This window comes from Microbispora bryophytorum (genome assembly GCF_006874465.1).
Taxonomy (GTDB): Bacteria; Actinomycetota; Actinomycetes; order Streptosporangiales; family Streptosporangiaceae; genus Microbispora; species Microbispora bryophytorum.
This window is the reverse complement of record NZ_VIRL01000013.1, coordinates 44,284-59,601: the sequence shown is the minus strand read 5'-3', so window position 1 is coordinate 59,601 and position 15,318 is coordinate 44,284. Positions and strand designations below refer to the sequence as shown.

Annotated in this window: 14 protein-coding genes; 9 read left to right on the top strand and 5 right to left on the bottom strand. The window is 72.1% G+C overall.

Annotation, left to right across the window (positions count from 1 at the left end; genetic code table 11):
• Positions 1-120: 120 nt before the first annotated feature.
• On the bottom strand, positions 121-621 hold the full coding sequence (locus FLX07_RS22345; protein ID WP_142573021.1) for a beta-class carbonic anhydrase: 501 nt from the start codon (positions 619-621) through the stop codon (positions 121-123).
• Between the two features lie 136 nt (positions 622-757).
• Here FLX07_RS22345 and FLX07_RS22340 point away from each other — a divergent pair, with 136 nt between their 5' ends.
• A complete protein-coding gene (locus tag FLX07_RS22340; protein WP_142573019.1) occupies positions 758-1,129 on the top strand; it encodes a VOC family protein in 372 nt (123 codons plus the stop codon).
• 4 nt (positions 1,130-1,133) lie between these two features.
• On the opposite strand, the gene FLX07_RS22335 is transcribed toward FLX07_RS22340, so the two are convergent.
• On the bottom strand, positions 1,134-1,322 hold the full coding sequence (locus FLX07_RS22335; RefSeq protein WP_208762343.1) for a hypothetical protein: 189 nt from the start codon (positions 1,320-1,322) through the stop codon (positions 1,134-1,136).
• A gap of 24 nt (positions 1,323-1,346) precedes the next feature.
• Between FLX07_RS22335 and FLX07_RS22330 the strand changes: the two genes are divergently transcribed.
• A complete protein-coding gene (locus FLX07_RS22330; RefSeq protein WP_223853603.1) occupies positions 1,347-1,595 on the top strand; it encodes a helix-turn-helix domain-containing protein in 249 nt (82 codons plus the stop codon).
• A gap of 115 nt (positions 1,596-1,710) precedes the next feature.
• Here FLX07_RS22330 and FLX07_RS22325 read toward each other — a convergent pair whose 3' ends face one another.
• Positions 1,711-4,239 (bottom strand): DNA gyrase/topoisomerase IV subunit A, encoded by a 2,529-nt coding sequence (locus FLX07_RS22325; RefSeq protein WP_142573017.1) that lies wholly within the window; start codon positions 4,237-4,239, stop codon positions 1,711-1,713.
• Between the two features lie 238 nt (positions 4,240-4,477).
• Entirely contained in the window at positions 4,478-5,053 is a 576-nt protein-coding gene (locus FLX07_RS22320; RefSeq protein ID WP_142573015.1) for a GNAT family N-acetyltransferase, read from the bottom strand.
• A gap of 179 nt (positions 5,054-5,232) precedes the next feature.
• Here FLX07_RS22320 and FLX07_RS22315 point away from each other — a divergent pair, with 179 nt between their 5' ends.
• The 3 genes from FLX07_RS22315 (at position 5,233) to FLX07_RS22305 (ending at position 8,688) form a co-directional block, all read left to right on the top strand.
• Positions 5,233-5,694 (top strand): ester cyclase, encoded by a 462-nt coding sequence (locus FLX07_RS22315; RefSeq protein ID WP_167748356.1) that lies wholly within the window; start codon positions 5,233-5,235, stop codon positions 5,692-5,694.
• A 63-nt stretch (positions 5,695-5,757) separates the two neighbouring features.
• A complete protein-coding gene (locus FLX07_RS22310; protein ID WP_142573011.1) occupies positions 5,758-7,869 on the top strand; it encodes a RecQ family ATP-dependent DNA helicase in 2,112 nt (703 codons plus the stop codon).
• 240 nt (positions 7,870-8,109) lie between these two features.
• Positions 8,110-8,688 (top strand): hypothetical protein, encoded by a 579-nt coding sequence (locus FLX07_RS22305; RefSeq protein ID WP_142573010.1) that lies wholly within the window; start codon positions 8,110-8,112, stop codon positions 8,686-8,688.
• Between the two features lie 280 nt (positions 8,689-8,968).
• On the opposite strand, the gene FLX07_RS22300 is transcribed toward FLX07_RS22305, so the two are convergent.
• Positions 8,969-9,862: a carbohydrate kinase family protein gene (locus FLX07_RS22300; RefSeq protein ID WP_142573008.1), complete on the bottom strand. Its 894-nt coding sequence runs from the start codon at positions 9,860-9,862 to the stop codon at positions 8,969-8,971.
• 277 nt (positions 9,863-10,139) lie between these two features.
• Here FLX07_RS22300 and FLX07_RS22295 point away from each other — a divergent pair, with 277 nt between their 5' ends.
• The 4 genes from FLX07_RS22295 to FLX07_RS22280 all read left to right on the top strand — a co-directional run bounded on the left by FLX07_RS22295 (position 10,140) and on the right by FLX07_RS22280 (position 15,316).
• Positions 10,140-12,806 carry a bifunctional acetate--CoA ligase family protein/GNAT family N-acetyltransferase gene (locus FLX07_RS22295; RefSeq protein ID WP_142573006.1) on the top strand — a complete coding sequence of 889 codons (2,667 nt, stop codon included), beginning with the start codon at positions 10,140-10,142 and terminating at the stop codon, positions 12,804-12,806.
• A gap of 119 nt (positions 12,807-12,925) precedes the next feature.
• Complete coding sequence (locus FLX07_RS22290; RefSeq protein ID WP_142573004.1) at positions 12,926-13,519, top strand: DUF5998 family protein; 594 nt, start codon at positions 12,926-12,928, stop codon at positions 13,517-13,519.
• A 29-nt stretch (positions 13,520-13,548) separates the two neighbouring features.
• Entirely contained in the window at positions 13,549-14,724 is a 1,176-nt protein-coding gene (locus FLX07_RS22285) for an alkaline phosphatase family protein (protein WP_373292601.1), read from the top strand.
• A 151-nt stretch (positions 14,725-14,875) separates the two neighbouring features.
• The gene (locus FLX07_RS22280) at positions 14,876-15,316 is read left to right on the top strand and encodes a MarR family winged helix-turn-helix transcriptional regulator (protein WP_142573002.1); all 441 of its coding nucleotides are present in this window, start codon (positions 14,876-14,878) and stop codon (positions 15,314-15,316) included.
• The last annotated feature ends 2 nt before the right edge of the window (positions 15,317-15,318 follow it).

The window sequence follows — 15,318 nt, the reverse complement described above, 5'->3', positions numbered from 1 at the left end:
TGTCCTCGGCACGACAACGTAGCAGCCGGGTGCCCCGGTTCCGGGATTTCCGGCGGCCGGAGAAGGCGCCCCGCCCGGCCCCGTACGGCAGACCGGACGGCCTGCCGTACGGGGGTGGGGTCACAGCTCGACGGACTGGAGCCGTCCCGTGTGCACGTCGTACAGCGCGCCGCCCACGACGAGGTCGTCGGGCAGGTAGGGGCTGGAGGTGATGCGGGTGATGTCGTGCCGCAGCGCGGCGCGCTGGTCGGGCACGGTCTGGAATTCGAGGCTGCGGGTGTCGACGCCGTAATCGGCGGCGATGAGGTTGTGCACGTCCTCGTCGGTCGACTTGGACATCCGGCAGTCGGTGTGCGGCATCACCAGCACGCGGTCGACGCCGAGCAGGTAGACGGCGAGGACGAGGGTCCGCAGGACGTCGTCCGTCACCCGCGCCCCCGCGTTGCGCAGGATCTTCGCGTCGCCCGCCGTCAGGCCGAGCAGCCCGAGCGGGTCGATGCGGGAGTCCATGCACGTCACCACCGCGAGCCCACGCGCCGCCCGGCCACTGAGGCCGGAGTGGGTGAACGTGCTCGCGTACTTCTCGTTGGCGTCCAGCAGATCGTCGAAAGCTCCGGTCATGTTACAGATGTTGCCCGATGCCCTCCAGGAGGTCATCGCGGGGGGCTGGCTTTTGTGCACTCCCGGCGGGTGGCATCACATGTAACACCGGTATAGGGTCTTCACTGGTGTTGAACCTGAACGGAGAGAGGTCACCATGAGCGGTGTCGCGCGCCTGCATTCGGTCGTGCTCGACTGTCCGGAGCCGAAGGCTCTGGCGGACTTCTACGCCGGGCTGCTCGGCTGGAAGGTCGCCGATGAGGAGGAGGACTGGGTCACGCTCGCCGGCGACGACCGGACTCGCCTCGCCTTCCAGCGGGTCGCCGAATACGTGCCCCCGGTCTGGCCGTCCGCCGAACACCCGCAGCAGTTCCACCTCGACCTGACCGTGGGCGACATGGCCGAGGCGGAGAACCAGGTGCTCGCCCTGGGAGCCGTCAGGCACGAGCACCAGCCCGACGAGGGACGCGACTGGACGGTCTTCCTCGACCCGGCCGGGCACCCGTTCTGTCTGGTCACTGAGAGCTGACGCCTCAGCCCACGGAGCCGGCGGCGGCCACGACGACGACCAGGTACGCGCAGCCGTGCAGGGGGCCGACGAGCGAGGAGACGGGCGGCAGGTGCACGGTGGCCAGATTGGCCAGGAGGACCGCCAGGGACCCCAGTTCGGCGGCGGCGGCGCTGAGCAGGACGGACGCGATCACCCACGCGTCGCGCAGCACGCCGAGGCTGCTCGCCGTGGCGAAATGAGCGAGCGGACGTTCAGCAGGCGCTTCCGTCAGCAGACCGGCACCACGCCGCTGCAGTGGCTGCTGCGGGCCCGGGTCCGGCGGGCGCAGTATCTGCTGGAGAACACCGGCCACGGCATCGAGCGCATCGCCGTACAGGCCGGTTTCGGGTCGCCGACCGCGTTCAGGGAGCGGTTCAAGCGGGTCGTTGGGATCACGCCCCAGGCGTACCGCCCCTCATCCCACGAGGGCCCCGCCGCCACCTGAACGCCACGGGGGCAGGCGGGCGGCGCGGAGCTGTGAGTCCGGCTCCGCGCCGCCTGTTTCGAAGGAGGTGGCTCTTCGACGCCCGCGTGGCTTGGGCGGCTCTCGCCGCCGGGTGTCACATGGGTGGCTCTTCGCCTCCGGTGTCGCCCGTGGTGGCCATGCCGCCCTCCGTCGCGCCCGCCTCCTCGTCGCCGTCCGCGCCGAGCGCGCCGCCGATCGCGGCGAGGGCGTGCACGAGGCGCACCCCCGAGCCGTCGCGGCGGCCGAGCTCCTCGGGCAGTGGCACCGGCTTGCCGGTCGAGGAGACCGCCTTGACCGGCGCGGGGCCGGCGTAGGCGTGCAGCAGGACGTCCTCGCCCTTCAGGAAGCGCTGGGCGCGCACGCCGCCGGTCGCCCGCCCCTTCGGCGGGAAGTCGGCGTAGTCGGAGACCTTGCCCGCACCCATCTGGGTGCCGGGCAGTGCGGTGGAGGAGCCGGCGATCGTCACCACACGCGCCTCCCGCATGGGATCGACCACACCGAAGAAGACCACCTTCGCGTCGCCGTCGAGGCGCACGCCGGCCATGCCGCCCGCCGGACGTCCCTGCGGCCGTACGACGGAGGCGGGGAAACGCAGGAGTTGCGCGTCGCTGGTGATGAACACGAGGTCGTGGTCGACGGAGGTCAGCTCGACGGCGCCGACCACCACGTCGCCGTCCCGCAGCCCGATCACCTCGAACTCGTCGCGGTTGACGGGATATTCGGGCACGACCCGCTTGACCACGCCCTGGCTGGTGCCGATCGCGAGCCCCGGCCCGTCCGGGTCGAGTGAGCCCAGCCCGGCGACCCTCTCGTCCGGTTCGAGGGCGACGTACTCCGACACCGGATGCCCGCCCGCGAGCGAGGGCGGGTTGGCCGAGGGCGGCAGGGCGGGCAGGTCGAGCACCGAGACCCGGATCATCCGGCCCATCGACGTCACCACGCCCACCTCGCCGCGTACGGTCGAGCGGACCACGGAGACCAGCACGTCGTGCGCCACGCGATCACCCTCGCCGGAGATCGGCGAGGCGTCGGTCGTACGGGCGAGCAGGCCGGTGGACGACATCAGCACCAGGCAGGGATCGTCGGGCACCTCCAGCGGCACGACGGCGGCCCTGGCCGCCTCCGACGATTCGAGCAGGACCGTGCGGCGCGGCGTGCCGTACGTCTTGGCCACCTCGGCAAGCTCGGACGACACGACCTTGCGCAGCCGGTCCTCCGAGCCGAGGATCTCGTTCAGCTCGGCGATGTCGGCCTGGAGCTGCTCCTTCTCCCGGTCGAGCTCCAGCTTGTCGTAGCGGGTGAGGCGGCGCAGCGGGGTGTCGAGGATGTAGTTCGCCTGGGTCTCGCTCAGCTCGAAGGTCTCCCTGAGCCGCGCGCGGGCCTGCGCCGAGTCGTCGGAGCCGCGAATCACCTGGATGACCTGGTCGATGTTGAGCAGCGCGATGATGAGGCCGTCGACGAGATGGAGCCGTTCCTCGCGCTTGCGCAGCCGGAAGCGCGACCGCCTGCGCACGACGTCGAGCCGGTGGTCCACGTAGACCGACAGCAGCTCGCGCAGGCCGAGCGTGCGCGGCTGGCCGTCGACGAGTGCGACGTTGTTGATGCCGAAGGTCTCCTCCATCGGCGTCAGCCGGTAGAGCTCCTCCAGCACGGCCTCCGGGTTGAAGCCGTTCTTGACCTCGATGACCAGACGCAGGCCCTTGTGCCGGTCGGTCAGGTCCTTGAGATCGGCGATGCCGGTGAGCCTCTTCGCGTTCACCAGCTCTTTTATCTTGGTGATCACCCGCTCGGGGCCCACGTTGAACGGCAGCTCGGTGACGACGATGCCCTTGCGGCGCGGTGTGACCTGGTCGATCGTCACCTTGGCCCGCATCTTGAAGGTGCCGCGGCCGGTCTCGTACGCGTCCCTGACGCCGCTCAGGCCGATGATCGTGCCGCCCGTCGGCAGGTCGGGGCCCGGGACGAAGCGCATGAGCTCGTCGAGCGTCGCGTCCGGCTTCCTGATCAGGTAGCGGGCCGCCGCGATGACCTCGCCGAGGTTGTGGGGGGCCATGTTGGTGGCCATGCCGACCGCGATGCCGGAGGCGCCGTTGACCAGCAGGTTGGGGAACGCCGACGGCACGACCGACGGCTCGGTCTCCTGGCCGTCGTAGTTGGGCTTGAAGTCGACGGTGTCCTCGTCGATCGACTGCACCATGAGCATGGCGGCGGGGGCGAGGCGGGCCTCGGTGTACCGCATCGCGGCGGGCAGGTCGTCGGGAGAGCCGAAGTTGCCGTGCCCGTCCACCAACGGCAGGCGCATCGAGAACGGCTGTGCGAGCCGCACGAGCGCATCGTAGATGGCGGAGTCGCCGTGCGGGTGGAGCTTGCCCATCACCTCGCCGACGACGCGGGAGGACTTGACGTGCCCGCGGTCGGGCCGCAGGCCCATCTCGCTCATGGAGTAGAGGATGCGGCGCTGGACGGGCTTGAGTCCGTCGCGCGCGTCGGGCAGCGCGCGCTGGTAGATCACCGAGTAGGCGTACTCAAGGAAGCTCGTCCGCATCTCCGCGGACACGTCGATGTCGACGATCCGCTCCTCGAAGTCCTCGTCCGGCGGGGGTGTCGTCGTGCGTCGGGCCATGTCGTGGTTTCCTGCGTGTCGAGGAGCCGGACCCCGGCCGTCGGGACCGGGGAGGGCGAACGTGGTGGTGAACGTCGGTGGTGAACGTCAGCCGGTGGGCATCAGTGGTGGACATCGGTGGTGGACATCGAACATTCTGCCGAGAGTTCACCCCGTTCGCGACTCACTACCATACTGCCGGGCCCGCGCCCGCGGTTCCGGCTTCCCCGGCGGGACAGCCCCTGCGGCGCCGGGACGGTCAGTCGCGGGGGCCGGCGCCGGGCCAGGGGCCGGGCGTCTCGCCCTCGTCCTCGTCACCGGGCGCGTTCAGCTTCTCGTCGTAGAGCCGGAAGCCCCGGGCCTTGTAGTTGGCGAGCGCGGCCGGCCCGTCGAGGGAGCAGGTGTGCACCCAGACCCGCCGGGTGGCCTCCCGCCCGGGCCAGCGCTCGGCGAGGTCCCAGGCGCGGGCCGCGGCCTCGCCCAGCAGCCACCCGCCGAGACCCTGCCCGATCGCGTACGGCAGCAGGCCGAAGTTGACGATCTCGACCGTGCCACCGTCCTGGGCCACCAGTTCGGCATATCCGGCTGGGGTGCCGCGCACCCAGGCCACCCAGGTCTCGACGCCCGGCCGGTCGAGCCAGTCCCTCCACTGCTTCCAGGTCCACGGCAGCCGGTTGGTCCACTGCCAGTCGCCGCCCACCGCGGTGTAGAGGAAACGGCTGAACTCCGGGGTGGGAACCTCGGCGCGGACGACCTGCGCGGGGAGCGCGGGCGGCCGTCCCGGACGCAGGTCGGCGGGGCTGATCTGTTCGAGATACCAGGTGGTCACGTTCATAGCGGAATTCATCCAACCACGACGCCCGTCCGGGTCGGTCCGGCCGTGGCCGCCGGCGCCTCACCACGCGCGCGCTTCCATCGGCGCCACCGGTGAGGCGAATCGGTATGTATGACCTATTTGTCCGATCAAAGTCGCTCTTCGGTACTCTCCTCCCGGGAAAGGGAGGTGCTTCCGGGGTGTACGACATCGTGAACCGGATGCTCATTGCGATGAACGCGCACGATCTGGACGCGGTGTTGCGGTGCTACGCGCCGGGCGCGGTGGTGATCGGACCGGAGATGGAGGCGGGGGAGCACGGGGAGATCGCTTCCTACATGCTGCAGATGTGGGACGGCTTTCCCGATCTGCGCTTCACCCTCTGGGAGACGATCACCCTCGCGGACGCGGTCGCGACGGAGATGACGGCGGCGGGCACGCACACCGGGCCCTACCTGGTCGCCGGGGGCGACATCCTCGCCCCGACCGGCCGGGGCATCAACGTGCGCGTCTCCTGGTTCTGGCATCTGGAGGACGGCCTCATCCAGAGTCAGCGCTTCTACTACGACCAGCTCGAGATCTACGCGCAGCTCGGCCTGCGGTTGCCCCTGTGCTTCGGGGACGAGGGCGCCGGAAGCGGCGCGCCCGTAGACCGCGGCTAGTTTCCCGCCCGCCTCTCCCGGTCGCGGCGGAAACGGTCGGCCGGACCTGGTAGCAATGGGCGGGTGAGTGAAGAAGAGGTGACGCTGCGGGAAGAGGCCGAGGCCCGGCTGAGGGCGCTCGCCGGCGATCACGCCCGGCTGCGCGACGACCAGTGGGCCGCCATCAAAGCCCTGGTCATGGACCGCAGGCGGGCGCTGGTGGTGCAGCGCACCGGCTGGGGGAAGTCGGCCGTCTACTTCATCGCGACCGCGCTGCTGCGCGAGCTCGGTGAGGGGCCCACGGTCATCGTCTCCCCGCTCCTGGCGCTGATGCGCAACCAGATCGCCGCGGCCGAGCGGGCCGGCATCCACGCCGAGACGATCAACTCGGCCAACCCCGAGGTGTGGGAGAAGGTCTACGGCCAGGTCGCCGAGGGCGCGGTCGACGTGCTGCTGGTCAGTCCCGAGCGGCTGAACAATCCCGACTTCCGCGACAACGTGCTGCCCGAGCTGGCCGGCAGCGCGGGTCTTCTCGTGATCGACGAGGCCCACTGCATCTCCGACTGGGGTCATGACTTCCGGCCCGACTACCGCCGGCTCCGCACCTTGCTGGCCGAGCTGCCGCCGGGCATCCCCGTGCTGGCCACGACCGCCACGGCGAACGCCCGGGTCACCCGCGACGTCGCCGAGCAGCTCGCCGTCACGCAGGAGTGGGACGAACTGCCCGGCGGGGAGGTGTTCGTCCTGCGAGGACCGCTGGAGCGCGACAGCCTTCATCTGAGCGTCGCACGGCTGGGCGGCGCGGACCAGCGGCTCGCCTGGCTGGCCAGGACGCTGCACGAGCTGCCGGGCTCCGGCATCGTCTACACGCTGACCGTCGCGGCGGCGCAGGAGATCGCCGCTTACCTGCGCGAGCAGGGCCACACCGTCGTCGCGTACACCGGGCAGACCGAGCCGGCCGACCGGCTGGCGGCCGAGGAGGACCTGCTGGGCAACCGGGTCAAGGCCCTGGTGGCGACCTCCGCGCTGGGGATGGGCTTCGACAAGCCCGACCTGGGCTTCGTCGTCCACGTGGGCGCGCCCGCCTCGCCCGTGGCGTACTACCAGCAGGTGGGCCGCGCCGGACGTGGCGTGGAGCGGGCCGAGGTCATTCTGCTGCCCGGCTCCGAGGACCGGGAGATCTGGGCCTACTTCGCCTCGCTCGCCTTCCCGCCGGAGGGCGTGGTCAGGACGACGCTGGAGGCGCTGTCCGAGGGGGGAGTGCTGTCCACCGCCGCACTGGAGACGAGAGTCGACCTCAGCCGGAGCCGGCTGGAGATGATGCTCAAGGTGCTCGACGTGGACGGCGCCGTACGCCGGGTCAAGGGCGGCTGGGAGGCCACCGGCGAGCCGTGGAGCTACGACACCGAGCGTTACGCCCGGGTTGCCGCGGAGCGCCGGGCGGAGCAGGAGGCGATGCTCGGCTACATCACGACCACCGAGTGCCGGGAGCAGTACCTGCGCCGCCACCTCGACGACGATTCGGCGACGCCGTGTGGCCGGTGTGACAACTGCACCGGCGCTCACCGTTCCGCCGAGGTGCCGGACGAGGCCGTCCAGGCCGCGCGGCAGCGGCTCGCGCGTCCCGGCGTCGAGATCGAGCCGCGCCGCCAGTGGCCCACCGGCCTGCCGGACCTGAAGGGGCGGATCAGGGCGGAGCTGTCCGCCGAGCCGGGCCGCGCGCTCGGCCGCCTGACCGACATCGGCTGGGGCACCCGGCTGCGCGACCTGTTCGCGGCGGGCGACGGGCCGGTCCCCGACGACGTGTTCGCGGCCGTGGTCGAGGTGCTGAAGACCTGGGGGTGGGAGCGGCGGCCGGTCGCCGTGGTCGCGGTGCCGTCGGGCACACGGCCGGCGCTGGTCGGCTCGCTCGCCGAGCGGCTCGCCCAGGTCGGCCGGCTGGAGTATCTCGGGGCCCTCGGCTACCGCGACGGATCGCCCGCCGCCAGGCACAACAGCGCCCAGCGGGTGACGGCCATCCGGGGGACGCTCGCGACGCCGCGTGACGTCGCCGAGAGGATCGCGGCGGCGGGCGGGCCGGTGCTGCTGGTGGACGACCGGGTGGACAGCGGGTGGACGATGGCGCTGGCCGCCGCCCAGGTCCGGCACGCCGGGGCGCCCGCCGTGCTGCCCCTGGCCCTGGCCGTCACCAGCTGACCGCCTCCCCCGCCCGGCCCCGCGGCGGACCGGCGCCCCCGGCACACGGCGCCTCCGACATGCGCGCTTCTGGCACGCGCGCTTCTGGCACGCGCGCTTCTGGCACGCGGGCGCCCCTGACACGCGGGCGCCCCTGACACGTGGGGGCGGCGAGCTGAGGCCCGGCTCGGGGACGGGTCAGGGTGAGGCCAGGGTAATCACCCCATCCCGGGACCGCGCGTGATCGGCAGACTCGTCGCCATGAGATCACTTGTTGCGGCTCCGGTCCTGGTCGGCGCGTACGGCGTCGCTCGGATCATGGACGGATTCGACGGCAGCCGGGGGCCCGGTCTGGCCTGGACTGTGGGACACCTGTTTTTTCTGGCCGCGTTGGTCCTCTTCGTGCGGATCTTCGGGCGGCTCCGGACGATGGCCGGCGGCGGCGTGACGGCCACGGCGGGGTACGCCGCCGGCCTCGCCGGGGCGCTGGCGCTGGCCGCGCAGTTCACGATCGACATCGTGGTCGGCTTCCTGTCCGCCGACCATGGCGCGATGGGGCCGCGCTTCGAGGCCGTCAAGGCGATCCCGTGGGTCGAGCCGGTCGTGTACACCGTCGTGCCGTTGCTGTTCTACGTCGGCATGGTCGCGCTGGTGGCCCGGCTCGCCGTGGGGCGGCGGGTGCCGTGGTGGAGCGCGGCGCTGGTGCTTGTGCAGGCCGTGCTTCCGCTCGTGAGCAAGGACCTGATTCCGCTGGGAGCCGCGCTGCTCCTGCTGGCCTTCGTGCCGCTGCTGCGCCTGCGGCCCGAGCAGCCGGTCGCGCACGCGCCGGTCTTGCGCTGAACAGCGCCCACTTGCACCGTGCCCAACTGAACAGTGCACTCAACTGAACCGTGCACTCAACTGAACCGTGCGCAACTGAACCGTGCTCAACTGAACAGTGCCCAAGGGAACCGTGCCCGCTGAGCCCGGTCGCGCTGAACAGGGTTGTCGTGAGCCGTGTCCGCTGAGCCGCGTTGTTCTGAGCCGCGGTGTTCTGAGCCGCGGTGTTCTGAGTCAGGTTGTTCTGAGCCGCCTTGTTCTGAGCCGGGTTGTTCTGAGCGGGTCGTTCAGAATGCCCGGCTCAGAGACGCGGGCGGGCGCCGAGATTGGAGATGCACTTGGCGGCGAGGGCGTTGCCCGCCGCCAGCGCCTCGGCGGCCGGCTTGCCGTCCAGCCACACGGGCAGGAAACCGGCGGTGAAGGCGTCACCGGCGCCGGTGCCGTCCACCACCCGGTCGACGACCTCGCCGGGCGACCGGACCGGGTCGGGACGGTTGTTGGAGTACCAGAGCGAGCCCTCGGCGTTGAGCTTGATGACGACCTGAGGGAACCAGGCGGTCAGCACCTTGGCCGCCGCCGCGGCGTCGTCCCTGCCGGTCAGCACCTTGGCCTGGTCGGCGTTGGCGAACAGCAGCTTCGCGCCGTCGGTCCATTCGAGGAACGGCTCGGCGCCGGTCCGCTCCAGCGGGGCGGAGGAGGCGCAGTCCACGGAGATCGACATGCCGGCGCGCCTGGCCATGTCGAGCGCGGCGAGGCCGGCGTCGCGCGATCCATCGTTGATCAGCGTGTAGCCCGACATGTGCACGTGGCCGCCGGAGCTGAACAGGTCGCGCGGCAGGTCCTCGGGCGACAGCGCGGCGTTGGCGCCGGGGTCGGACAGCATGGTCCGCTCGCCCTTGTGGGTGACGAGCACGACGCAGGTGCCGGTCGGCCGCTCGGGGTCCATGACGAGCCGGGCGTCCACGCCGTATCCCATGAGCTCCATGTCGCGGTTGCGGCCCGTGATGTCGGCGCCTCGGCGGCCGATGAAGGCGACCTCCGAGCCCTCGACGGCGAGCCAGGAGGCGATGTTGGCGCCGGAGCCGCCACCGTGCATGGTCACGATGGCCGGGGTGTCGCTCGCTCTGGCAAGAGGGAACCGAGCGCGGGCGACCGCGTCCGTCATGAGATCGCCCACCACGACGACCCGCGTCATGCTGTCACCACCTTGCCAACTGCTTGTGGAGGTGAGCCAATCCCAAGGAGGGGCGGCGTCCTCTCCGTGCTGTGAGGCTGACGTCCAGAAACCTAACAGTTTCCAGGGGCGTCGTGGGGTGGAGAGCGGACAGACGGGCACAGTCGATGCACAAGCGTTGCCCAACTTGCCACGTCAGGGCTGGTAGATCCCCTATAAGCGGATCTGGGACGCGGGTCCTCCAGTTATAAGAAATCTCTCAATACGGGCCAAGCCGGACACCGCTAGCCTCGATTGTGTGCACCCTCAGTACCCCGCCCACTGGGAGGCGGACGTCGTGCTGTCCGACGGCGGCACGGCGCACGTCCGCCCGATCAGGCCGGACGACGCCGGCATGCTGCGCTCGTTCTACTCGCGCCTGTCCGCGGAGTCCATCTACTTCCGGTACTTCGGGCCACGGCCGCGCCTGACCGACAAGGACGTGGTCTGGTTCACCAACGTCGACTACGACAACCGGGTCGCCCTCATCGCCACGATCGGCACCGAGATGGTCGCGGTCGTACGGTACGACCGGGTGCAGCCACGCCACCACGCCGAGGTGGCCTTCCTGGTCGAGGACGCCCACCAGGGCAGGGGTGTGGCCGCGGTGCTGATGGAGCACCTGCGGGCCGCCGCGCGCGAGCGCGGGATCAAGACCTTCATCGCCGACGTGCTGCCGGGCAACCACCGGATGACGGGCCTGTTCCGCCAGGCCGGATACACGGCGCAGAGCCAGTTCGAGGACGGCGTCGTGCGCATGACGCTCGACCTGTCCAGCACCGAGACCGCGCTGGAGGTCCGGCTCGCCCGCGAGCACCGCGCCGAGGCGCGCTCGATCGCCCGCCTGCTGACGCCGGAGTCGGTCGCGGTCATCGGCGCGAGCCGCGAGCCGGGCGGCATCGGCCAGACGGTCCTGCGCAACCTGCTCGCCGCCGACTTCACCGGCCCCGTCTACCCCGTCCACCGGCACGTACGGGCCGTGGCCGGCGTGCGGGCCTACCGCAGCGTGTCGGCCATCGACGGCGAGGTGGACCTCGCCGTGCTGGCGGTCCCCGCCGAGGGCGTGCTCGATCTGGTCGTGGAGTGCGCGGAGAAGGGGGTGAAGGGCCTGGTCGTGGTCTCCTCCGGGTTCGGCGAGACCGGGCAGGAGGGCCGGGCCCGCCAGGAGGAGCTGGTCCGCATCGCCCGGGCGTACGGCATGCGGGTGGTGGGGCCCAACTGCCTGGGCATCGCCAACACCGATCCCGCCGTACGGCTCAACGCGACGCTCGCGGCGACCCTGCCGGGGCGGGGGAGGGTCGGGTTCTTCAGCCAGTCGGGCGCGCTCGGCACGGCGCTGCTGCAGCGGGTGGCGCAGCGCGGCATGGGCATCTCGACGTTCGTCTCGGCCGGCAACCGGGCCGACGTGTCCGGCAACGATCTCCTCCAATACTGGGAGGAGGACCCGGCGACCGACGTGATCCTGCTCTACCTGGAGTCCATCGGGAACCCGCGCAAGTTCACCCGGCTGGCCCGGCGGATCTCGCGGTCCAAGCCGATCGTGGTGGTCAAGTCGCGGGGCGTCCCGGGCGGGCACCGCGCGCCCGTGCTCGCGCTGCCCGACACCGCGCTGAGCTCGCTGTTCGCCCAGGCCGGGGTCATCCGGGTGGACGACCTGGTCCAGCTTTTCGACGTCGCCCAGCTCCTGGCGCACCAGCCGCTGCCGGCCGGGCCGCGGGTGGGCGTGGTCGGCAACTCCGACGCGCTCACGCTGCTCGCGGAGGAGGCGTGCGCCGGCGCCGGCCTGCAGCCGAGCCCCCCGGTGAACCTCGGCGCCCCCGCCGGCGCGGCCGAGTTCGCCGAGGCCCTGCGGGGCGTTCTGCCCGAGGTGGACGCCGTTGTCGCGATCTACATGCCGCCGATCCCCGGCGACTGCCGTGAGGTGGCCGAGGCGTTGCTGGAGGTCGCCAGGGAGTCGGGCAAGCCGGTGCTGGCCACCTTCCAGGGCGCGCTGGGCATGCCGGCCGACCTGCGCGTGGGGGGCGGCCCCGGCGACGACTCCCCTCAGCGCGGGTCGATCCCGTCGTACCCCGCACCCGAGGAGGCGGTCCGCGCGCTGGCCCACGTCGTGCGGTACGCCCACTGGCGCAGGCAGCCGCCGGGCACGGTCCCGTCCGTCGAGGGGATCGACACCGCCGCGGCGCGGGAGATCGTCGCCGCCGCCCTGCGTGGTGAAGGGGCGGCGGCCGGTGAGGTGGCAGGCGAGGGGGCGGCCGGCGAGGAGCGGGAGATCGACGCGACCGCGCTGCTGGCCTGCTACGGCATCGAGGTGTGGCCGGCGCACCTCGCCGCCGGCGCCGGGGAGGCCGTCGCCGCGGCCGAGCGGATCGGCTGGCCCGTGGTGGTCAAGTCGGCCGACCCGGAGGACGCCCGTCGCGCCGGCACCGTCCGCGTCGGCCTCACCGAGCCCGCCGGGGTCCGGCAGGCGTACGCCGACCTCGCCGCGCTTCACGGGCCCGCCACGCCGCTCGCGGTGCAGCGGATGGCGCCGCAGCCCTCGGTGCCCACCGTCGTCGGCGTGACCCAGGACCGCTACTTCGGCGGGGTCGTCACGTTCGGCCTCGGCGAGGTGACCGCCCGGCTGCTCGGCGACCAGGCCTACCGCCTCGCACCGCTCACCGCCGAGGACGCGGCGGAGCTGGTGCGGTCGGTCCGCGCCGCGCCGCTGCTTTTCGGGGAGTACGGCTACCAGGCGGTGGCCGTGGAGGCGCTGGAGGAACTGCTGGTGCGGGTGGGGCTGCTGGCAGACGCCCTGCCCGAGGTCGCCAGGATGGAACTCGACCAGGTCCTGGTGAGCGCGTCGGGAGTGGCCGTGCTGGGCGCGCGGGCCGTCCTGCGGCCCGTCACCGCGCTGCGTCCCGACGTCGGGCCCCGCCGCCTGAGCTGATCGGGCCGCTTGAGCTGATGGGCGCCACCGGAGCTGATCGGCCCGGCATCACGCCGTGGGCGGAAAACCCGTCCCGTCGGGGTGTGAAACAGGTGTCCCTTACAGGGCAGGATGGACCCATGAGGGAAACCCGAGTCTCCGCCGCGGGCTTGCGCGAGGCCATAGATCGCAGCGGCTACTACCCGGATCTGGTGGCCGACGCCGTCGACTCCGCGCTCGGCAACGAGCCGGTCACTGCGTACGTCGTGCATCACGAGGCCACGTTCGACCCGGCGATGGAGGTGCGCAGGCACGTCACGGTCCTGGTTCTTTCGCCAACCCGGCTGCTGGTCTGCCACACCGACGAGCACCCGCCCGCCGAGGGCATGCCCGCCTCCCACGCCTCCACGACCACCGAGGCGGTGAGACTCAGCCGCATCCAGTCGGTCGCCGTGACCAGGGTCGTGCCCGACCCCGCGGCGTACGCGCCGGGCGTCCCCCCGACGGAGGTCACACTGACGATCGGGTGGGGCGCGATCTCCCATGTCGATCTCGAACCGGCGACCTGCGGCGACGAGAACTGCGAGGCCGATCACGGCTACACCGGCGCGATCACGGCCGACGACCTGTCCCTGCGGGTCAGCGAGGCGGCCGACGGTCCCGAGGCCGTCACCCACGTGCTGGCGTTCGCGAAGGCGCTGTCGGAGGCCACGGCCAAGGCGGCGACGGCCTGACCGTCCCCATCGAACCGCCGGGAGGTGACGTGATCGATCCCCAGCCCTCGGAGGCTCTGCCCGGGGAGCCGCCCGGGGCGTCGCCGGCCGCCGTGCCCGTGCCGTACGTGCCCGCGTACGGCACGGCCTCGCTGGCCGACCTGCCGGGCTCGATGCTCGCCTCTCTTGGGTTGCCGGGCGACAACACGCTGGCGCTGGAACCGGCCCCGCGGGTGTGCCTGTTCCTCGTGGACGGCCTCGGAGCCGAGCTCCTGGCCGCGCACCCCGGCGCCGCGCCGTTCCTGTCGGCCCACGTCCGGGGGACGCTCACGGCCGGCTTCCCCTCCTCGACCCCCACCAGCCTGGCCACCCTGGGCACCGGCGCCCCTCCCGGGGAGCACGGCATGGTCGGCATCCAGATGGCCGTCCCGGGGGAGGGGCGGCTGTTCAACTGCCTGCGCTGGACCGCCCCCGGCCTGTCGATCGACCCGGATGTGTGGCAGCCCGCGCCGACCGTCTACGAACGCATGGCGGCGGCGGGGGTCGAGCCGGTCTACGTGGCGCCCGCCGCGTTCGACGGCACGGGACTGACCCGCGCCGTCTACCGGGGCATGCGCTACCGGGCGGCGGAGAGCCCCGGCGAGCGGGTCGAGGCCGTGCGGCAGGCGCTGCGCGAGGCCACGTTCGTCACCGTCTACTACGGCGACATCGACCGCGTGGGGCACTTCAGCGGGTGGGGCGGCGGCGAGTGGCTCGAACAGCTCGCCGTGGTCGACCGCATGGCCGAGCGCATCGCCGGGGCGCTGCCGCCGGGTGCGGTCCTGTACGTCACGGCCGACCACGGCATGATCAACGCCGTCGACAAGGTGGACGTGGACCGCCGCCCCGACCTGCGGGAGGGCGTGCTCATGCTGGGCGGCGAGCCCCGCGCCCGCCACGTCTACACCTCTCCCGGCGCGGCTTCCGCGGTGCTGGAGACCTGGCGGGAGGCCCTGCGCGGGCGGGCCTGGGTGGTCACGCGCGAGGAGGCCGTCTCCGCGGGCTGGTTCGGCCGTAGCGTCCGCCGCGAGTGGCTCGGCCGCGTCGGCGACGTGGTGGCCGTGCCGTACGGCGAGTGCGTGATCGTGGCCTCGGCCGGGGAGCCGGTGGAGTCCTCGATGATCGGCTACCACGGCTCGCTGACCCCCGCCGAGCAGAACGTCCCGCTGGTGGAGATCCGCCGCTGACGCTCGCTCGGACTCGTCGCCGGCACCGCTTGGGTCCGTCGCCGGCACTTTCCTGAGATCGCGTCGCCGACAGGCATGCCCGCTGACCGGCAGCTCGAACTGCTCAGTTCCAGGTGTACAGTCTGAGCTGTCTTTTTTGGGGAGGTGTGCCATGAGCGATGCCGTCTCGGAGGCGGCGGCGCAGGCGGCCGGCGACACCTGGGTGGCGGTCAGCAGGCTCGTCCGCAGGCTGAGAGAGCTGGACGCGGAGGGAGACCTCAGCTCCGGCCAGGCCTCCGTGCTGGTGCGGCTGGCCAAGCACGGCCCGGCGTCGGCCAGTGAGCTGGCCGCGGCCGAGCGGGTCAGGCCGCAGTCCATGGCGGCGATCGTCCAGGCACTGGAACGGGCCGGGCTGGTGGAACGCCACCGCGATCCCGAGGACGGCCGGCGTCAGCTCGTCACGCTGACCGAGCCGGGGCGCGAGCGCCGCCTCGACGACCGGAGGGCGCGCGAGGCATGGCTGGCACGGGCGCTGCAGGAACACTGCACCGAAGCGCAGCTGCGCACGATCACCGAGGCGATGGCGCTGCTGGACGCCGTGGCCCAGTCGTGATC